16 protein-coding genes are annotated in these 19537 nt (G+C 71.9%); 9 read left to right on the forward strand and 7 right to left on the reverse strand.

Annotation, left to right across the window (positions count from 1 at the left end; translation table 11 throughout):
* The first annotated feature begins 415 nt into the window (after positions 1 to 415).
* Complete coding sequence (locus tag AB0447_RS27890) at positions 416 to 1729, forward strand: hypothetical protein (protein ID WP_366479577.1); 1314 nt, start codon at positions 416 to 418, stop codon at positions 1727 to 1729.
* Between the two features lie 103 nt (positions 1730 to 1832).
* Here the strand turns inward: AB0447_RS27890 and AB0447_RS27895 are convergent, their stop codons facing one another.
* Complete coding sequence (locus AB0447_RS27895) at positions 1833 to 3104, reverse strand: ABC transporter substrate-binding protein (protein WP_366479578.1); 1272 nt, start codon at positions 3102 to 3104, stop codon at positions 1833 to 1835.
* Between the two features lie 218 nt (positions 3105 to 3322).
* Between AB0447_RS27895 and AB0447_RS27900 the strand changes: the two genes are divergently transcribed.
* Positions 3323 to 3769, forward strand: a complete 447-nt coding sequence (locus AB0447_RS27900; RefSeq protein WP_366479645.1) for a hypothetical protein — start codon at positions 3323 to 3325, stop codon at positions 3767 to 3769.
* Between the two features lie 23 nt (positions 3770 to 3792).
* Complete coding sequence (gene purU / locus AB0447_RS27905) at positions 3793 to 4677, forward strand: formyltetrahydrofolate deformylase (RefSeq protein WP_366479579.1); 885 nt, start codon at positions 3793 to 3795, stop codon at positions 4675 to 4677.
* A 561-nt stretch (positions 4678 to 5238) separates the two neighbouring features.
* On the opposite strand, the gene AB0447_RS27910 is transcribed toward purU, so the two are convergent.
* Both AB0447_RS27910 and AB0447_RS27915 read right to left on the reverse strand, forming a co-directional pair.
* Complete coding sequence (locus tag AB0447_RS27910; protein ID WP_366479580.1) at positions 5239 to 6459, reverse strand: zf-HC2 domain-containing protein; 1221 nt, start codon at positions 6457 to 6459, stop codon at positions 5239 to 5241.
* Positions 6456 to 7034 (reverse strand): sigma-70 family RNA polymerase sigma factor, encoded by a 579-nt coding sequence (locus tag AB0447_RS27915; protein ID WP_366479581.1) that lies wholly within the window; start codon positions 7032 to 7034, stop codon positions 6456 to 6458. Before AB0447_RS27915 ends, AB0447_RS27910 begins: the two co-directional genes overlap by 4 nt.
* Before the next feature lie 313 nt (positions 7035 to 7347).
* Between AB0447_RS27915 and AB0447_RS27920 the strand changes: the two genes are divergently transcribed.
* The gene (locus AB0447_RS27920) at positions 7348 to 7866 is read left to right on the forward strand and encodes an EF-hand domain-containing protein (RefSeq protein ID WP_366479582.1); all 519 of its coding nucleotides are present in this window, start codon (positions 7348 to 7350) and stop codon (positions 7864 to 7866) included.
* A gap of 181 nt (positions 7867 to 8047) precedes the next feature.
* Here AB0447_RS27920 and AB0447_RS27925 read toward each other — a convergent pair whose 3' ends face one another.
* On the reverse strand, positions 8048 to 9586 hold the full coding sequence (locus AB0447_RS27925) for an AMP-binding protein (RefSeq protein WP_366479584.1): 1539 nt from the start codon (positions 9584 to 9586) through the stop codon (positions 8048 to 8050).
* A gap of 144 nt (positions 9587 to 9730) precedes the next feature.
* On the opposite strand from AB0447_RS27925, the gene AB0447_RS27930 reads away from it, so the two are divergent.
* The 4 genes from AB0447_RS27930 (at position 9731) to AB0447_RS27945 (ending at position 13884) form a co-directional block, all read left to right on the forward strand.
* The gene (locus AB0447_RS27930; protein ID WP_366479585.1) at positions 9731 to 10918 is read left to right on the forward strand and encodes an amidohydrolase family protein; all 1188 of its coding nucleotides are present in this window, start codon (positions 9731 to 9733) and stop codon (positions 10916 to 10918) included.
* A 3-nt stretch (positions 10919 to 10921) separates the two neighbouring features.
* Positions 10922 to 12064, forward strand: coding sequence for an acyl-CoA dehydrogenase family protein (locus tag AB0447_RS27935; RefSeq protein WP_366479586.1), 1143 nt, complete (start codon positions 10922 to 10924; stop codon positions 12062 to 12064).
* An 8-nt stretch (positions 12065 to 12072) separates the two neighbouring features.
* Complete coding sequence (locus AB0447_RS27940; RefSeq protein ID WP_366479587.1) at positions 12073 to 13128, forward strand: acyl-CoA dehydrogenase family protein; 1056 nt, start codon at positions 12073 to 12075, stop codon at positions 13126 to 13128.
* Positions 13129 to 13434: 306 nt separating this feature from the next.
* The gene (locus AB0447_RS27945; protein WP_366479589.1) at positions 13435 to 13884 is read left to right on the forward strand and encodes an ATP-binding protein; all 450 of its coding nucleotides are present in this window, start codon (positions 13435 to 13437) and stop codon (positions 13882 to 13884) included.
* 529 nt (positions 13885 to 14413) lie between these two features.
* Here AB0447_RS27945 and AB0447_RS27950 read toward each other — a convergent pair.
* From AB0447_RS27950 to AB0447_RS27960, 3 genes are all read right to left on the reverse strand, one after another.
* Positions 14414 to 14893 (reverse strand): hypothetical protein, encoded by a 480-nt coding sequence (locus AB0447_RS27950; protein WP_366479590.1) that lies wholly within the window; start codon positions 14891 to 14893, stop codon positions 14414 to 14416.
* A 240-nt stretch (positions 14894 to 15133) separates the two neighbouring features.
* Positions 15134 to 16180, reverse strand: a complete 1047-nt coding sequence (locus AB0447_RS27955) for a helix-turn-helix domain-containing protein (protein ID WP_366479591.1) — start codon at positions 16178 to 16180, stop codon at positions 15134 to 15136.
* Between the two features lie 217 nt (positions 16181 to 16397).
* Positions 16398 to 16796 carry a hypothetical protein gene (locus AB0447_RS27960; RefSeq protein ID WP_366479592.1) on the reverse strand — a complete coding sequence of 133 codons (399 nt, stop codon included), beginning with the start codon at positions 16794 to 16796 and terminating at the stop codon, positions 16398 to 16400.
* A 108-nt stretch (positions 16797 to 16904) separates the two neighbouring features.
* On the opposite strand from AB0447_RS27960, the gene AB0447_RS27965 reads away from it, so the two are divergent.
* Complete coding sequence (locus tag AB0447_RS27965; RefSeq protein ID WP_366479593.1) at positions 16905 to 19520, forward strand: DUF6185 family protein; 2616 nt, start codon at positions 16905 to 16907, stop codon at positions 19518 to 19520.
* The last annotated feature ends 17 nt before the right edge of the window (positions 19521 to 19537 follow it).

Genomic DNA, 19537 nt, shown 5'->3' on the forward strand with positions numbered 1-19537 from the left:
GCCGCAGGACGTGCAGGCCGAGGCTTTCCCCTACCCGCCCCTTCCCGAACTGGGGCTCCGCCCCAGACCCCGCGCCTCAAACGCCGGCGAGGCTGGGAAGGCCAAACGCCGGCGGGGCTGGGGAGGCCGAACGCCGGCGGGGCTGGGGAGGCCGAACGCCGGCGGGGCTGGGGAGGCCGAACGCCGGCGGGGCTGGGGAGGCCGAACGCCGGCGGGGCTGGGAAGGCCGAACGCCGGCGGGGGAGGTGGCGCCCGGTGGGGCCGGTGCGGTCGCGTGGCGGGGGTTGGGGCGGAGCGCCGGATTCGGGGAGGGGCGGGATGGGGGAACGGGACCCGTGGGGGTCTGCCGGGCCGGGCACCGGGTAGCGTGACCCGACGGTTCCACAGGTTCGGGCAGGTGCGGAGGAGGATCCCGGTGACGCAGAGCGGACAAGGCGGCTACCCGTACGAGGGTGCCCCGTGGGGCCCGCCGCCCGTCGCCGACCCGCAGGACGGCCACGTGGTGGGGCCCGGCTACGAGGGTCCGGGCGCGCCGCACGGCTACGGGTACCCGCCGCTGCCCGAGGCCGTGACCCAGTACATCCCACCGGTCCCGGCCGAACCGGCGGGAGCAGCGGGAGCGCATCACGAGGCGGCGACGCAGTACATTCCGCCGGTCCCGGCCCAACCGGCGGGAGCAGCGGGAGCGGCGGGCTCGCATGACGAGGCGGCGACGCAGTACATTCCGCCGGTTCCGGCCGCGCCGCATGCAGAGGCTGCCACGCAGTACATTGCGCCCGTCCCGCAGGATGAAGCTGCCACGCAGTACATTGCGCCCGTCCCGCAGGATGAAGCCGCCACGCAGTACATCCCGCCCGTCCCGGCCGCCCCGGGCGACGAGCAGGGTCACACCCAGTATCTGCCGCCCATCCAGGAGCCGGTGCTCCAGCAACAGCAGCCGCCGCCGCCCGGCCGGGCCCAGCGCCGGGGCCGGCCGCAGCCGCCGCCGCAGGGGCAGCCGCAGTACGCGCCGGTGCCGCCCCCGCCGCCGTCCTACGGGCAGCCCGCCGGCGACCCTCCCCGCCGGGTCTCCCCCGTCGCCATCGCCGCCGGCGTCCTCGCGCTGGCCGTCGTCGGTCTCGGCGTCGGGGCGCTGCTCAGCGAGCCCGGGAAGGCCCAGAACAACGATCCGGCCGCCGTGTCCTCCGTGCCGTCCCCCAGCGGTTCCGCCGCCACTGCCGCCGAGGCGCCGGTGGATCCGGCCCGCTCGCAGGCCGTGCAGCTGGACAAGCTGCTCGCGGACAGCAATGACAGCCGCGCCTCGGTGATCCGGGCCGTGGAGGACATCAAGGACTGCAAGAACCTCGACCAGGCCGCCGGCGACCTGCGGGACGCGGCCCGGCAGCGCGACGGGCTGGTGACCCGGCTGCAGGACGTGCAGATCGACAAACTGCCGGACCACGCCAAGCTGTCCGCCGCGCTCACCCGGGCCTGGAAGTCCTCGGCCGCCGCCGACCGGTCGTACGCCGCCTGGGCGGAGGAGATCGGGAACGGCAAGGGCGACGACGACAAGGGCGACAAGGAAGACAAGAAGGGGTGCAAGGACGGGCGGGCCCGGACCACCGCTCATGCTGCTGCCGGCAACAAGGCGAGCGGGGAGGCGACCCGGGCCAAGGAGTCGGCCTCGGTGATGTGGAACCGGATCGCCACCACCTACCAGCTGACCAAGCGGGACAAGTCCCAGCTCTAGTCCCGGCTCCAGTTCCGGCCCTGGTCCCGGCTCCAGTTCCGGCCCTGGTCCCGGCTCCAGCCCCGGCTCCAGCCCCGGCTCCAGTCCCGGCTCCGGGGGAGGGTCAGCCGGTGGTGGGGGCCGCCTCCATCGTCTGGGTCATGTCCATCGACGCCTCGCCGGGCTGCGCCACCAGCCGCCCCGCCTGCACCACCTGGAAGGTGACCCGCCCGTTCACCAGGCGCGGGTAGCCCCGGACCGCCCGCATGTCCTTGTAGCGCCAGCGCAGCTCCGGGGTGAGGCCGCCGGTGGCCACCCCCTCGGAGTTGTCCAGGACGCGGGCGATCCGGCGGCCGGTGACCTTCTCCTCGCCGAGCCGCTTCACCACCTCGGTGAAGACCGTGTACGCGATCCAGGTGGTCTGGGTCCCGACGTCCGCCGGGTCCGCCGCGTCGTCGCCGAAGGCGTGGTCGGCGATCGCCTTCCGCATCGGCTCCCACAGCGGGTCCGTTGCCACCGGGTACCAGCCGGTGACGTACGCGCCCTCGAAGGGGCTGTCGCCGCCGCCGGTACGGTCGACCAGGGCCTGGCTGACACTGCCCTGGATCGAGGCGATCTGCGGCCGCTTCTTCTGTACGTCGATCCGGCGGAAGGAGTCGACGAAGGTTTCGGTGCGCTCGCCGAGGGCGGCCGTCACGCAGCCCTTCTCCTTGCTGCGGCCGGCGTGCGCCAGCGCCTCGCGGGCCTGCGGGGCGAAGTCGGCGGCATCCTCCGCGGCCCGGATGTCGGCCGCTTCCGTCTGTTGCTTCTGTGCCTTCAGGCCGGCGTTCAGCAGGATCGGCAGCGAGTCGCCCGCCAGGGTGTCCGGCCGTATCAGGGCGATCTGTTCGCAGGCGCGGGCGAGCTGGTGTCCGGCGCCGGCCAGCAGGACCGGCTGGCCGCCGTTGACCGGGTAGGACAGGGCGCTCTGGAACTCCTCCTGGGAGACGCCGTAGCCGCCGATGAAGGGGATGCCGGCGTTCTCCAGCGGGGCCATGAAGGCGCGGCCGTGCTGGCTGTAGGAGCCCACCACCGCGACGGCCTTCTCGGCCACCGCCGTGCGCGCGCAGTCGGCGGCGCCGCTCGCCGTGTTGTGCTCGTTGCAGGTGATGACCCGCAGTTTGCGCCCGTTGATGCCGCCCTTGCTGTTCATCCAGCGCTCGTAGGCCCGGGCCATGGCCGGCATCCCGGGCATGTTGGTGGCCTTGGTGTCCTCGGGTGCCCAGGTCATGACGGTGAGGGTTTCCCCGGAGCCCCCTGTGCCTCCGGGGAAGACCCCACACCCGGTGACGAGGGACGCACCTACCACCGTGAAGAGGAGGGAGCGGGATACCCATGTGCGTCGCCTGTTGGTCATGACCACGCACATTTCCTCCCCAGGGGGAACTGGGGTGTGAGGTGTACACAACATTGAGTGACGCCAAGGTGAATTGCCGGGGCGTGTGTGGCACGGGGTGTGGCGGGCGTGGACCCGGGGGCCTTCAAGATCCCGTCAGAAGGGAACGTACGATCGAAAGCGTGACATTCGTCGAAGGTTCGAAGAACTCTTCCCGCCGCGGCCGCCGCTCCCCCACCATGGGCGGCATGCCGCTCAATGACATGCCGTGGTGGCGCTGGCGCAGCAACGTGCGCTCGGCGCTGCACATGCTTTCCGACCCCGCCTTCCACGAGGACACCTGGCTGGCCGGTGCCGAGGGCTACGGGGACGTCACCGACGCCGTGTACCGGCTCGTCGAGGACACCTGGCTCGACAGCTGGTCCGCCGAGAAGTACGTCGGGACGATCTTCCGGGACTCCCAGGAGGCCGCGCTCGTCGACGTCGCCGTGCTGCGGGTGCTGCGCATCCTGCACCAGGTCGGCCCGGACGCGCCCGTCTCCGCATACCTGGAGCACCACGGCTGGCCGGAGGCGGTGCGGGCCGCGCGCGAGGCGCACGTACGGCTGGCCACCGCCGACGGGGAGGACCCGGACGAGCGGCCGCGCTCGCTCGAAGTGCTGAGGATCCTGACCCGCGCGGTGTGAACGGTGTGAAAGGCTGTCGTGCCATGAGCGACCCGCACACCGAATCCCCTGCGGCCAAGGCCCAGCAGTACGTCCTGACCCTGTCCTGCCCCGACAAGCAGGGCATCGTGCACGCCGTGTCCAGCTACCTCTTCATGACCGGGTGCAACATCGAGGACAGCCGGCAGTTCGGCGACCACGACACCGGTCTGTTCTTCATGCGGGTCCACTTCACGGCGGACGACCCGGTGACGGTGGAGAAGCTGCGCGCGAGCTTCGCGGCGATCGGCGACACCTTCCGGATGGACTGGCAGATCCACCGGTCGGACGAGCGCATGCGGATCGTGCTGATGGTGTCGAAGTTCGGGCACTGCCTGAACGACCTGCTCTTCCGCTCCCGGATCGGGGCGCTGCCGGTCGAAATCGCGGCGGTCGTCTCCAACCACACGGACTTCGCCGAACTGGTCGGCTCGTACGACATCCCCTTCCACCACATTCCGGTCACCAGGGACACCAAGGCGGAGGCGGAGGCGCAGCTGCTGGAGCTGGTCCGCTCGGAGAACGTGGAGCTGGTCGTCCTCGCGCGCTACATGCAGGTGCTGTCGGATGCGCTGTGCAAGGAGCTCAGCGGGCGGATCATCAACATCCACCACTCCTTCCTGCCGAGCTTCAAGGGCGCGAAGCCCTACCACCAGGCGCATGCACGGGGTGTGAAGCTGATCGGCGCGACCGCGCACTACGTGACGGCCGACCTGGACGAGGGGCCGATCATCGAGCAGGAGGTCGAGCGGGTGGGGCACGAGGTGACGCCGGACCAGCTGGTGGCGGTCGGGCGGGACGTGGAGTGTCAGGCGTTGGCGCGCGCGGTGAAGTGGCACAGCGAACACCGCGTCCTCCTGAACGGCACCCGCACAGTCGTCTTCGCCTAGCCCCCTTCCGGGCCCCCGCTGCCCGGCCTGCTTGCATCCCCGCCGAGGCGTTACCTTCCCGCCTCGGCAGCACTTGTCATTTTCCGGCTCCGCCGGGCGGTACCACCCCAGCCCCTCCGGCGTTTGAGGAGCGGGGTCTGGGGCGGAGCCCCAGTTCGGGAAGGGGCGGGGTGGGGAATAGCTCCGCGCAGCGGCCGCCTGTCGGGTGCGGCGCCGTTGCCGTGGGCCTGCCCCCGGACCCCCGCGCCTCAATCGCCGGCGGGGCTGGATGTGCCCTTCGGGCACCCAGCCGGAAGGTCCAGCGGGGGCTGGATGGCTTGGCAAGCGGGGGCTGGGGCGCCCGGCAGGTGCGGCGCCGTTGCCGGGGGCCAGCCCCCGGACCCCCGCGCCTCAAACGCCGGCGGGGCTGGATGGGCCCCGCGCGGCTGGAATTGCCGCTGCGCGGCAACCCAGCCGCAAGGGCCTGGCGGGGCCGGATGGGCCCTCCGGGCGCCCGGCCAGGACGGCCCCCGCGGGGCTGGATGCGGCCCGGCGGGGCCCCGGCTGGCGGGGCCCCGGGGGCTAGAGGCGGCTCAGGGAGGCGGCTGCGAAGAGGACGTCGCGGATGGCTTCGCGGTCGCCGTGCTGGCCGGCGGCCGCCTCCTCCGGGGAGATGTGCCCCGCGGCCAGCTGGCAGAACTCCACCCCGTCCAGCGCGATCTGCGCCACCGTGTGCTCCCGCGACGTGGCCGCCGCCGGGGAGTCCAGCGCGATGTCCCAGGTCCCGCCCCCGGACCCCTCGATCTCCAGGTGCAGGGTGCGCCCCGGAGATCCGGCCGTGACCAGGGTGCGGGCCGGGGAGGCCAGCCCCGAGCGGCGGCGCTCGGCCAGTGCGCCCGGCAGCAGCCGGGCCGCCAGGTCGATCATCCGGTGCAGGTTCGCCCCGGACGGCGGGTCGTACGGGTAGTCCACCGCCTCCGCGATGTCCCACGCGTGCACCCAGCACTCGAAGGCCCGCTCCAGGAACGCGTCCCCCAGCGGCAGCGAGAAGTCCCCGTAGTCCACCGCCAGCTCCGCCACGCCCCGGCCCGCGAACGACACCGTCCGCACCAGCGTGTGGCCCTGCTCCCGCCAGGGTTCGCGGACCTGCCGGGTGATGGGGTGCGGGGCCGAGTCCCAGAACTGCTCGGTACGGGCGGTCGGGTGGACCGGCGCGTCCGGGCCCAGCGGGTCGTCCAGCCCCAGCGCCGTCGCGATCAGGCCGTCCACGGTCAGCAGGTGGCCGATGACCCCCGCGACCGTGGTCCGGCGCGACTGCCGCCGTTCCTCCTCGAACCACTTCAGGCGCACCGGGGTGTGCCACTCCGAGTCCCCGAAGTCCCGCAGCAGCGCATCCAGCCGCGCGGCCTCCGTGTCGTACGGATTCGCCCACACCGGCACCGGGATCCGGGCCGGCCGCTTCCCCAGGCAGCCCTCCAGCACCCGCGACCGCAGCAGCGGGTTCAGGTCGAGGCTCTCCTCCGGGTGCAGCAGCCCCACCGCGTCCCGCAGCCGCAACGCCTCCTCGGCGCACGGCGCGCACTCGGTGAGGTGCTCCTCCACCGCCCGGGTCTCGTCCGCCGAGCACGCCGACAGGGCCCACGCGCCCAGGAGGGACTTCAGGACGTCGTGGGAGGGTGGCGGGCCCGGCAGCCGGGGTGCCGCCTCGGGCGGCAGGTCGTCGGCGGCACCGCGCGGACCCGGTATCCGGGCCGGGCCCTGGAACTCGTATCCGTCGTCGGGGCACTCGGCGGGATCGCTCATCGCGAGGTTCCGTATCCAGGCGGGCCGTATCCGGGCGGGGAGGCGCCCTCCCGGGGGAGGGCGTTGGCGGTCGACAGCAGCTGAAGGCCCAGCCGCAGCCGGCGCCGCGCCTCGTCCTCGCTGATCTGCAGGTCGGCGGCGGCCTGCCGGTAGTCGCGGCGTTTGAAGTACGCCAGCTCCAGCGCGGCCCGCAGCGGCGCGGGCATGGACGTGACGATGTAGTCCGCGCGGGCGGCCGCGTTGGCGCTGCGCACCTTCTGCTCCAGCTCCTCGCGCGATCCGCGGCCCAGCTCGGCCTGCCGCAGCCGGGCCACCGCCTGCCCCTGGGTGATCCGGGCCACCCAGGACCGCATGGAGCCCTGCTTGGGGTCGTAGGCGTCCGGGTTCTCCCAGATGTACCCGAACACCTCGCGGGTGATCCGGTCGGCGGCCTGCTCATCGCCCAGCACGCGGTGCGCCAGGCTGTGCACGAGCGAGGCGAAGCGGTCGTACAGCTCTCCGAGCGCGGCCGCCTCGCCGCGGGCGAGCCGTTGTTGCATGCGGCGGTCCCAACGGGGTGGTGCATCCTTCGGCATTGCGCCCCCAGCCCTTTGTCGACCCTCCCGAATGTAGTGTCACTGCGCCACTCTGCGCCTGTTTTGGCTGAACCTCACCCCGGAAGAGCGGCTTCCGTGCTAGCACGTGGCCGGCCCGGCCGGTTCCCGGCCGGCCCCCGGTCGGTCCCCGGCCGGGCCGGATCGGGTGACGCGCCCCACTGCGCTCCTCGTGCGCGGGTTCGATGCGGCCACCTGCTTGCCCGCTTCGCTTAACGCGCAGGCCACGGAAGCCGTACGCTCCTGCCTTGTCTTGAACTGCACCCCACCGCACATGTGAAGGCGGACCCCTGTTATGGACAGCGCAGAATACGAGCGCAAAATCGCCGCCCGATTCGCCACCTTCGACCAGGACGGCAACGGCACGATCGACCGGGAGGACTTCAGTACGGCCGCGCGGGCGGTCCTGGCCGAGTTCGGCACGACCCCCCGCTCCGACAAGGGTCAGCAACTCTTCAGCGGGGCCGAGGCGTTCTGGCAGGGGATGGCCGGGATCGCCGACGTGGACGGTGACCAGCGGGTCAGCCGGGACGAGTTCATCACGGGTGCCGCCAAGCGGCTGCGGGACAACCCGGAGCGGTTCGCCGAGATCGCCCGCCCCTTCCTGCACGCGGTGATCGCGGTGGCGGACGTGGACGGCGACGGGGTCACCCCGCAGGCCGTGGTCCGGGTGCTGCGCGCGCTCAGGATCGGCCCGGACGTGGCCCAGCTGGTCGCCGCCGTGCTCGACGGGGACGGGGACGGCCGGATCTCGGAGGCCGAGATCCTGACCGCCTTCGCCGGCTATTGCGGGGTCGAGGCGCCGGACGCGTAACGACGTCGCGCGCACAACGCCGGCGCGCACAATGCCGCATGCACAGCACAGCACCGCGCTCACAGCGCCGCATGCGTAACGCCACACGCCTCCACCGGGTCGGTTCGACGGGCTCGGGGAGGCCGGTGTGCTCGCGGACCGGGACGCCTTCGCAGTGGCGGGAGACCGGGTCGTCGAGGCCTCAGCGGGCGTAGCGCTCGCGGAGTTTGTACTTGAGGACCTTGCGCAGGGTTTCGTTGCGGGGGAGGGCTTCGACCAGCTCCAGCTGTTCCGGCAGTTTGTGGGTGGCCAGGCCCTCGGCGCGCAGGTGGGCGGTGACGGCCGGCAGGGTCAGGGGCGGGGTGCCCGCGGGCTGTTCGACGACGGCGCAGACGCGTTCGCCCCGTTCCGGGTCGGGCAGGCCGATGACCGCGACGTCGCCGACGCCGGGGAGCCGGTGCAGCAGGTCCTCGATCTCCTTGGCTGAGATGTTCTCGCCCTTGCGGATGATGACGTCCTTGCTGCGGCCGGTGAGGACGAGGTAACCGTCCTCGGTGAGGTGTCCGAGGTCGCCGGTGAGCAGGTAGCCGTCCGCGTCGAAGACGCCGGCGGACTGGGCGGGGTCGAGGTAGCCGAGGCAGACGGCCTCGCCGCGCAGCCGTACCTCGCCGTCGGTGCCGGGCGGGAGGGGTTTGCCGTCCGGGTCGGTGATGCGGATGGACATGCCGGCCGGGGGCCGGCCCTCCGTGGTGGCCAGCTTCTCGGGCGGGTCCGTCGGTGAGCCCATGGTGATCATGGGTACTTCGGTCATGCCGTAGCCGTGGGTGAGGCGGCAGCCGAGTTCGCGGACCACCGCGTGGTGCAGCTCCGGGGGTTTGGGGGCGCCGCCGCCCGCGAGCAGCCGGAGGGTGGGGATCAGCGGGCGGCCGGGGTCCTTGCGCTGTTCGGCGAGGAACAGGGAGTAGAAGGCGGTGGAGCCGCCGGCGATGGTGACGCCGTGGCGGCGGTAGCCGTCGAGGGCCTCGGGCAGGGCGAACTTCTCGAAGAGGACCGCCGGGATGCCGTACAGCAGCAGCATGATCAGGTAGTCGGGGCCGCCGATGTGCGCGTAGGGGAAGGCGATCGAGCCGATGTCGGCGGGGTCCAGCCGCAGGGCGTGGGCGAGGCAGGAGCCGCCAGCGATGAGGGAGCGGTCGGTGTGCAGGACGCCCTTGGGGTCGGAGGTGGTCCCGGAGGTCCAGTAGATCCAGCGTACGTCGGTGCCGGCCGCCGGGGGCGGCGGCAGCACGGCCGGATCTCCCTGCGGCAGGTCCTCATACGCCTCGAACACGCCGCGGGCGCCGAGGCGTCCGGCCATGGCGGTGTGGTCGAAGCCGCGCCAGGTGCCCGGTACGGCGAAGAACTCGGCGCCGGACTCGCGGAGAGCGAAGCCGGTCTCGCGGTCGCGGTAGAAGGGGATGACGGGGGTCTGGACGGCGCCGAGCCGGGCGAGGGCGACGGACAGCAGGACCGTTTCGATGCGCGTGGGGAGCTGCCAGGCGACGACGGTGCCGGGGCGGACCCCCCTCCCGTGCAGTCCGGCGGCGACCCGCTCGGCGCGGTCGTGCAGCCCGCCGAAGGTGAGGGTGCGGCCGGTCTCGGCCTCGATCAGCACCGGGGCGTCGGGGGTGAGCGCCGCCCGGCGGCCGATCAGTTCCCAGAGGGTGGCGGACCGGCCCAGTTCGCGTGCGGTGTCCGTCATGCCCGGCCTCCCGGTGCGGTCGAAAGCTGACGTTCCGTCAGATCAGATGGAGAGACTAGGGCGGGAGCGCTTTACGGTCCAGGGTTCGCGGGGCTAGCTTCTTTCTGACGGGTCATCAGAAACGGTGAGGGGACTCAGGACTCCATGGAACTTCCTCGGATCATCAGCGTCGACGACCATGTGATCGAACCCGCCCATCTCTTCGACCGGTGGCTGCCCGCCAAGTACCGCGACCGCGGCCCCAAGGCGCTCACCGCCGGCATCGGCGAGCTCGTCTACACCGGCGGCAAGTACGTCATCTCCATGGACCCCGACGGCCCGCCCACCGACTGGTGGATCTACGAGGACCTCAAGTTCCCGTACAAGCGCAACATCGCCGCCGTCGGCTTCGACCGCGACGAGATGACCCTGGAGGGCATCACCCGCGAGGAGATGCGGCGCGGCTGCTGGGACCCCCAGGCCCGGCTCGCGGACATGGACCTCAACCACGTCGAGGCCTCCCTCTGCTTCCCGACCTTCCCGCGGTTCTGCGGCCAGACCTTCGCGGAGGCGCACGACAAGGAAGTCGCGCTGGCCTGCGTGCGCGCGTACAACGACTGGATGGTCGAGGAGTGGTGCGGGGACAGCGGCGGCCGGCTGATCCCGCTGTGCATCATCCCGCTCTGGGACATCGACCTGGCGGTCGCCGAGATCCGCCGGAACGCCGCCCGCGGGGTGAAGGCCGTCACCTTCTCCGAGATCCCCACCCACCTGGGCCTGCCGTCGATCCACTCCGGCTACTGGGACCCCTTCTTCGCCGTCTGCCAGGAGACCGGGACGGTCGTCAACATGCACATCGGGTCCTCCTCCCAGATGCCGGCCGCCTCCCCGGACGCGCCGCCCGCCGTGCAGGCCTCGCTCAGCTTCAACAACGCCATGGCCTCGATGATGGACTTCCTGTTCAGCGGGGTGCTGGTGAAGTTCCCGACGCTGAAGCTCGCCTACAGCGAGGGCCAGATGGGCTGGATCCCGTACGCCCTGGAACGCGCCGACGACGTGTGGGAGGAGCACCGGGCCTGGGGCGGGGTGCGCGGCCTGATCCCCGAGCCGCCGTCCACGTACTACTACCGGCAGATCTTCTGCTGCTTCTTCCGCGACAAGCACGGGATCGCCTCGCTGGACGTCGTCGGCCGCGACAACGCCACCTTCGAAACCGACTACCCGCACGTGGACTCGACCTTCCCGCACACCAAGGAGGTCGCCCTCGACCACGTCAAGGGCCTCGACGAGGAGACGGTCTACAAGCTGATGCGCGGCAACGCCATCCGCATGCTGGGCCTGGACCTGGTCTGATCCATGGACCTCGGATACACGCAGGAGGAAGAGGAGTTCCGGGCCCGGCTGCGGGAGTGGCTGGCCGTGGTGCTGCCCAAGCTGCCGCCCAAGCCCTCGCCCGCCGACTGGCCGGGCCGGCGCACGTACGACGCGGGCTGGCAGCGGATGCTGTACGACGCCGGGTACGCGGACCTGCACTGGGACGCCTCGCCCACCCGCCGGCTGATCTTCCTGGAGGAGACCGAACGGGCCGGGGCGCCCTACGTGGGCGCCAACTTCGTCGGGCTGCTGCACGCCGGTCCGACCATCGCCGCGGAGGGCAGCGCGGCGCAGCGCGAGCGCTGGCTGCCGCCGATCCTGCGCGGGGAGGAGATCTGGTGCCAGGGGTTCTCCGAGCCGGACGCGGGCTCGGACCTGGCCGCGCTGCGGACCCGGGCGGTGCGCGACGGGGACGACTACGTGGTCACCGGCTCGAAGATCTGGACCTCGCACGCGGAGGTGGCCGACTGGTGCGAGCTGCTGGTGCGGACCGGACCCGTCGGCGCGGCGGCGCCCAAGCACCGCGGCATCACCTGGCTGGCCATGCCCATGGACGCACCGGGCATCACCGTCCGGCCGCTGCGGACCCTGGCCGGCTCCACCGAGTTCGCGGAGGTGTTCCTCGACGAGGTCCGGGTCCCGGCCGCCAACCGGGTCGGCGCGGAGAACGACGGGTGGCGGGTCACCATGGTCACCCTGTCCTTCGAGCGCGGCACCGCCTTCGTCGGCGAAGTGGTCGCCTGCCGGCGGGTGCTGGGCGAGCTGGCCCGGACGGCGCGCGGCAACGGCCGCTGGGACGATCCGGTGCTGCGGCGGAAGCTGGGGCGGCTGCACGCGGAGTTCGGGGCGCTGTGGCGGCTCACCCAGTGGAACGTGAGCGAGGCGGAACGCTCCGGCGGCGTGCCGGGGGTGGGCGGCTCGGTCTTCAAGCTCCGCTACTCGCACGCCCGGCAGGAGCTGTACGACACGGCGGCGGAGGTGCTGGGCGCGGGCTCGCTGTGCCTGGACGGCGAGTGGACGGCGGACCGGCTGTCTTCGCTCTCCTACACGATCGCGGCGGGGACCTCGCAGATCCAGCAGAACATCGTCGCCGAGCGGATCCTCGGCCTCCCGAAGGGCCGGTGAGGAGTGCTGTGGACTTCCAGCTTACCGAGGACCAGCGGGACCTGAAGGCGGGCGTACGGGACCTCCTGGCGGGCCGCTACGGGCGCGAGGCACTGCGCGCGGCGGTGGACGGGGCGGAGGCGGACGGCGGGGCCGCGGCGGACGGCGGGACGGAGTCGGAAGGCGGTGCCGTGGCGACGGGGGCCGCGGCGGCCGGTGGGGCCGCGGCGACGGGGGCCGCGGCGGCCGGTGGGGCGGCGGGCGGCGGGGCCGTGGTGGACCGGGGGCTGTGGCGCGAGCTGGGCGAGGCGGGCTTCTTCGCGCTGCGGCTGGCGGAGTCGGAGGGGGGCGTCGGGCTGGGCCTGCCGGAGGCGGTGCTCGTCTTCGAGGAGGCCGGGCGGGCGCTGCTGCCGGGGCCGCTGGTGGCCACGCACCTGGCGGCCGGGGCGGTGGAGGGCGCGGCGGAGGGCCGGGCGGTGGTCACGGCGTACGACCTGGCGGGCGGGCTGGTGCCCTACCTGGCGGAGGCGGACGCGGTGCTGGGGGAGGCCGGGCCGGTGACCGGCACCGCCGTCCCCTCGGTGGACCCGCTGACCCCGCTGCACCGGGTGGCGGCGCCGGAGGTTTCCCCGTACCGGGACGCTCCGTACCGGGACGCCCGGTACCGGGAGGAGGGAGCGTTGCTGACGGCGGCCCTTCAGCTGGGCAGCGCGCTGCGGACGCTGGAGCTGGCGGTCGAGTACGCGGGCACCCGGCAGCAGTTCGGGCAGCCGATCGGCGCCTTCCAGGCGGTCAAGCACCTCTGCGCGCAGATGCTGGTGCGGGCGGAGCTGGCCCGTACGGCGGTCTACGCGGCGGCGGTGACCGGGGCGGCCGGGGAGGTGGCCGGGGCGAAGCTGCTGGCGGACGAGGCGGCGGTGCGCAACGCCCGGGACTGCCTCCAGGTGCACGGCGGCATGGGATTCACCTGGGAGGCGGACGTCCACCTGCATCTGAAGCGGGCGTGGGTGCGGGCGGAGCAGTGGCGGACCGCGGCGGAGGCGGAGGAACTGCTGGCCGGGGAGCTGCTGCTGGGCGCGGTGTAACTGGGGCGACGGCGCGGGACGCATGTCCGATTGCGGAGAGTTGATATCGGTTTGTGTCCTTGGCCGGTCGCATTGCGGACCGCAGCCGGGGGCCGCTCCGGTACGCTCCCGTCAATGCGAGCGGTTGAGCGGCGCGAGCGTCGCACAGTATGCACCACGCCTACTCCTTCGCGCTGGAATATGCCCGAAGCGCTTGTTGTGGTGACTGTACGTCAACCATGCTGCTCCGCAAGGGGATCATCACGGTCGGTGATCCCGTCGTCCTTTCGCGAGGCGAAGTGTCCGCCGGTTCGGATGGTGTGAGCGGTGCAGGTGCTTCAGGTTCAGCTGGAGGTAGGCCCGGATCCCGCGGAGGTCGGCCGGGCGCGCAGATGGGCGCGCTCCCGGCTGGCCGGCTCGGGGATAGGGGACGACGAGCCGCTGGCGGAGACGCTGATCCTGCTGATCTCGGAGCTGGTCACCAACGCGGTGGTGCACACCGGGTGCCCGGCGGTGCTGCGCATGCTGCTCGGCGGCCCGGGCGTCCGCGTCGAGGTCGCCGACGCGAGCGACCGCCCGCCGGCCCCGCGCCACGCGGCCGGCGACGACACGGGCGGGCGCGGACTGGAGCTGGTCGACGGGCTGGCGGACCGCTGGGGCTGGCAGCGCGAGGGCGCGGGCAAGCGCATCTGGTGCGAGATCGACCGGGCGGACAAGTCGGTGGACGACACATCCGACTTTTCCGGCGCGCCGCGGGAACCGCGCGTGTACCTCTAACGAGGTGTTGACGGCTCGTCACACGTTGATCACCCTGGAGTGAGCGATTCGTCGCGAGGGGACGCCAAGGTTCCGCCTTGGCGAGTGCGGGTCGTGGGGTGGCGGCTCGCCGTGCCGCGCTCGGGGCGTACACGACCGTACGCCGCCACCCACAGCTTCTTCCCGAGCCCGGCTCAGGCGCGGTCCGTGGCTCGCGGATGTCCGGTGCCGGCGAAGGTGACCCAGCAGGTGTCGCGAGCCCTGTCCACGAGGTACCAAACCCGGCCACCGCCGGTCACCTCGATCTGCCACTGCTCGCACGTCTGTCCGCGATGGGTCCCGTGCGCCAGTTTGCCCTTCAGTCGGTGGTGCCGGGGGGTCTCAGTGGCTGGCGCGGGGTCGGTGCGCATGGTGACCCAGGCTCGATAGGTGTTCTCGCGAGCCTGCTGGGCGAGCGATTCCCAGCCCTTCGCCGAAGCCGCGTCAGTGAAGCGAACCTCCCACTCGCCCCGTGGCGCGGGAGGTGCGGCGCGGTCGCCGCGGCCCGCGGTCATGTGAGGTCCTGTGGGTCCGGTGCCGGACCGTAGTCTGCGTCGTGGTCCCTGGTCAGTGCGGCCAGTAGTTCGGGATCGGAGTACACCTCGGCGGTGTGCTGCCACGCAACGAGCATCTGGGCGACTGACGCGCTGTTGCCCACGGAGTCGGCCGCACGCATCGTCTCGACCAACTCGACGGCGAAGGCGTGGATGTCGGGCTCGGGCAGGAACCGGACCCAGGGAAAGGCGTCCGGCAGGATGCCGAGGAGCAGCTCCATGGTGCCGGGGTCGCGCTGCGCCATCGCCGACAGCATCCTGGTGGCGGCCGAGACGACGGTCTGGTCCTGCTCGGCCCGCGCTGCGGTGGTGAGGACCAGGTCCTCGCCGTCTCTGCGGTGTAGGAGGAGCCGCGGCGACTGCTTGAGCCTGGCCAGCGTCTGCTTGTTCTTGTTCACCAGCTCGGAGAAGTTCACCGCGGCGTTATCGGGGCCCATGTCTTTCAAACTACTTTGAAAGACATGCTGCGTCATCACCCGTACGAGCGGCACGGCCGGCTCCGCCGGGCGGGGTGCACAGCGGCGGGCGGCGCCGCGAAGTCGCGGGACAGGGCAGGGGCGGGGTGTTCTGCCGCGATGCCTGCGGGCCGGAAAGTCCCCAGTTCCTTCCGGGCCGCAGGCGGCCGAGGATGCACGGCCCGGGTGACGGGCCCGCTCTGCCCTCACCCAGCGGGGAGCTTATGGGGCCGCCGGGGGGCGCGGTGTGCGCGGTGTGCGGGCCGGTTCCACATTTTGTGCAGGCGTGTTTGCCAGGGCCTCGTGGCGGTGCTGGGTCGGGGTGACGCCGTACGCCTCCCGGAAGGCGCGGGAGAACGCGGTGGCGCTGGTGAACCCCCGGCGGGCGGCGATGGACTGGACGGTGTGGCGGCGGAGTTCGGGGGCGGCGAGGTCCTGGTGGGCGCGGGTGAGGCGGAGCCGGCGGATGACGGTCGCGATCCCGCCCCCGTCGTCGTCCGCGCCGGGGTCCTCGTACAGGCTGTAGAGGGAGCGCAGGGAGATCGCGTGCCGGGCCGCTATGGCACGAGGGGTCAGTTCCGGATCGCCGAGGTTGTGCTCGATGAAGCGGTCGATGCGGGCCCGCAGGGCCCGGGTACGGGCCTCGGACGGGAGCTCCCCGGGCGTGTCGAGGTGCTCGGCCAGGCAGGCCGCGACGAGGTCGGTGGTGACGCCCGCCAGCCGGGCCAGGTCCTGCGGCGCGCAGTCGGGGCCCTCGTCGTGCAGGGAGGTCAGGAACCGGGCCAGGATCGCGGCCATGCCGGTTCGCGCGGGGATGCGCCGGGCCAGGAGGCGGTCCAGCCGGTCGGCGCGCAAGGGCATCGCCGCCCGGGGCATCTGCAGCACGATCGCCTCGACCTGGCCGTCCGCCTCCGGGACGCCGGCCTCCCAGGGGTGCGAGGAGTTCCAGAACACCAGGTCGCCGGCCGTCAGCGCCGAGCCGTTTCCCCGCTGCGTGATCCACTCACTGCCCGAGGTCACCAGGGCGAGCTGGTACTGCTCGGGGTCGCTGCGGCGGATCAGCGCGGGGGTGCGCCGCGAACGCAGCGGGGAGTAGCAGAATTTCGACACCTGGAGCGCCCCGAGGTCCAGCGCTGCGACCTCGGCGTGGAACGCGGCCGTGTCGTCGGTACTGAGGGCGGTGGGCATCAGCTCGCTGGCGACGACCTCGCTGAACCACTCGAACCGGTCCGCCGTCGGCACGGCGGAGGTTGAAAGATCCACCCACATCGATCGAGCATCCTCCTCACCCGGGCCTCGGCCCAGGCTAGAGGATCACTTCCGGCAGGGTTCTCGCCCGTCCGGCCGAGCACTCCCGCGTCCCCGGATGCGAGGTCGCTTCCGGCGCCGCAGGCTGGGCATGCAGCGTTTCGATTTCTCGCAGAGGGGTCGATCGGTCATGCCCACAGCAAGCCGTACCGGACAGGAGCCCGGGTCGGTGTCCGTGTCAGTGCGGGCGCTCGCGTCCGGGGCACAGATCCTCCAGCGGATCGCACAACATGATCACCTGATAGGCATCCTGCTTCCGCCCCGCGCCGGGTGAGTGCCGGCCGTGCCGCAGGAACCTCCACTGCGAGGCCTTGGTGTGCCGCGTCCGACCTGCCTTCTCCACTTGGGCGTGCAGGGTGCGCGTCCGGGGGTCGTTGGTCTCCACCAGGACCTCGTCCTCGCCGAGCGGGAAGTGGTCGTGCAGCAGGCACAGGCCGAAGCGGTCCAGATTTCCGTGCTTGTCCAGCACGGCGACCAGGTCCCGGACGAACTCCGCGTCCTGCGGTCCCAGCCCTTCGGCTTCCTCGAACGAGGGAAGCGGCGCCCTTGGCATACGGGATTCCGTCGTCTCGGTCATGACTCCTCCCGGTGAAAGCGCCCATCCATCCTTTATTAATATGATCGGTCGCATATTGTGATGTCGCAATCCGGAATTCCCTGGTGGCGCCGGTGCCGTCTGCTCTCCTTGTCGCTGCTGGTCATCGCGTGTCTGGTGGCGGTGTTGCTCCTGATCACCGCGTGGCGGGTGCTGACATCGGGTGCCGACACGGCCCGACGGGACACCTCCTGCCAGCCGAGTCTGCTCAAGGCGAGGGTGGAGGCCGCCCAGCTGGGTTTTCAGCACCGGGGCCGCGCCTACACCCAGGTGCAGTCCGATATGACGGTCAAGGTTCCGGACACCTGGCCGTATGCGAGAGATCTGACCCTCGGTGAAGAATCCCCCGAGTATCAGAACGCGATGAGCTGTCTCCTGCGCGGGAGCGAGGCCGCCGACCCGAAGATCGCCGCCTCGGAGAAGGAGAGGCGTGCCCGCAAGGCCGAATGGCGCTTCCGGAGTCCCACGGTCACCGCGACGGGCGACTGGATCACGGTGGAATACCAGGCGTTCGCCCGGATCGAGGAGAAAGGGGAGATCAGCATCGGGCCGTGGGGCATCGAGGTCGGCAGCAAGGTCTGGCGGGTCGTACTCAAGCCGCCGGACACCCTGAGGGCCGCCGACTGGAAACGCGTCGAGGTCGGGCTGGGCGGGCTCGACGCCTCCGTGATCTCACCGGAACCCTCGTCCCTCCGGGAGGGTGTTTTGGCATGGGGCCAGCCGAAGAGCCTCGACATCAGTGTCGAGGTGGATCCGCCCTGGCAGCGGTCGTTCACCTGGACCAACGTGTGGTCGCGGCTGAGCCAGGTGGGCGTGGTCTCGTGGTGGCTGGCCGCCTCCCTCGTGCTGGCGGTGGCCGCGGTCCGCGCCCTGCCGCGGAAGCCGTCACCCGCGCCGCGGGAGGCGGGGCGGGTCTCCACATCCGCCGGTTGGCTGTTCGGCGGCAGGCGATTCAACGAAGGCCCCAAAGAGGCCGTCCTGTACTGGGCCGTGCTGAGCGCAGCAGTCGTACTGACACTGGTCCTGCTCATGAAGGGGATCAAGTCGCCTTCGTGGCGTGGCCTGATCGGCATCGCGACGGGGCTGGCCCTGACCCTGGTCGCCCGCCCGTGGTGCCGTCCCGCGCTGTCCTCCGCGCAGGAACCCGGGAAAGGGGCCGGCGTACCCGATCCGCAAGCCCGTCAGGCCCGCGCCGTGACAGTGACCGCGACCGCTGTGGCCGCGCTGGGCGTGTTCGCGGTCGTGGCCTTGCACTTCCTCGAACAGGGGCCGCCCATTTCGTCGGCGGCACAGAGCTCCGGTCACCGCCTGCGCGTGCTGCTGGCGCTGGCGACGCTGTGGCTGGGGCTGGCCGCTATGACGGCCTGGGCGTGGCGCTTCGGACGGGAGGGAGGGCTGATCCGGAAAACCTGGATCAAGACGTGGAACAGCGGGCCGGTCCGCTGGGTCGCGGTCGTTTCGACGCTACTGGCGGCGACCGCAGCGGTCATCCTGGCCTGCTTCTGGTGGGCGGCACGCCGCGAGTGGAAGCGCGTCGCCTGGCCCGGCGAAAGAATCGGAATCCCCGGTGAGAGGGTCGCCGAGATCCTGAGCGCCATCCCCTTGCAGGGCCTGCACTGGGTGTACGCCTACTCCTGGGTGCTGGCCGGCATCGCGCTCGTTGCTCTGCTGCGCATCCGCGTCGAAACGCAGAACGGCCGGCAAGCGGTCTCCCTGGGCCCGGAAGGGCCGGATCTCCTGCTGACGGTCGCGATCTTCGCCTTCATGGTGGGGCTGAGGCAGGTGCAGTTCGCCGGCGCCTCCGCTTCCCTCTACGCCCTGTGGTTCGTGCTGATCATGCTCTCGCTCTACGCGGTCTGTGCGGTGGGCCGGCGCTCTTCGGTGCTGAGCGGGGCGGACCGGCAATTCCTCAGCCGGGCGTTCGGCACGCGTGAGCGGCGGGATGAATTGTTGGAGGAGGCCCATGAGTACCGCAATTGGCACCATCAGATCTATTTGATGGAACACGGCCGCGCGAATGGCGATGTCGAGCGCGCAGAGATGGAAGAGAACCTGCGCGGGCAGGCGCGGTGGCTTTCGGGGCTGGGCCGGGAACATCCGGCGGAGCACTATTCCGTGGTGGACGTCGCCCTCGCCTGGGGGCCCGAGCCCCGCTGGTGGCAAAACGCACGGCACGCCGCCAAGCTGGCGTTCTTCTTCGGCATTCCGGCGAGCGTCGCCCTGGTCTGGCTGACCGAAATCTACCAAAATTGGCTGCGGGCGCTGCACACCCCCACCGGGCTGCTGGAGATCGCGGCAAAGCTGGGTGCGTGGCAGATCGCCTGGGCCGGTGCCGGCATGGTCCTGGGAGCGCTCTGGCGGGTGCTGCCCGGGCGCCGCGGTCCGGTGCGCGCGCTGAGCCTGACCCTGGCCTACGCCCTTCCCGTGGGGGTGGGCGTCCTGCTCAGCCGCATCGCCGACTCCGAGCCCGGCTATGCGCTCCTGAACGTCCTGCTCATGCTCACCGTCCTGACGATGACCAGCCTCTGGATGGACATGGCGACCTTCAGCAGGGAAAGGCAGTTCTGGCCCACCCGTTTCGGCCTGCTCCTGTCGATCTATCAGATGCGCGGCATCTCGGCGCAGATCGCCTACGTCCTCGTCCAGTTGGTGGCGGCCGCCGCGATCTGGCACGAGCTGGCCAGCAGGGTCGGCGGCCCGGACTAGGGTCCTGCCGGTGGATC

This window comes from Streptomyces sp. NPDC051211 (assembly GCF_040689505.1).
Classification (GTDB): domain Bacteria; phylum Actinomycetota; class Actinomycetes; order Streptomycetales; family Streptomycetaceae; genus Streptomyces.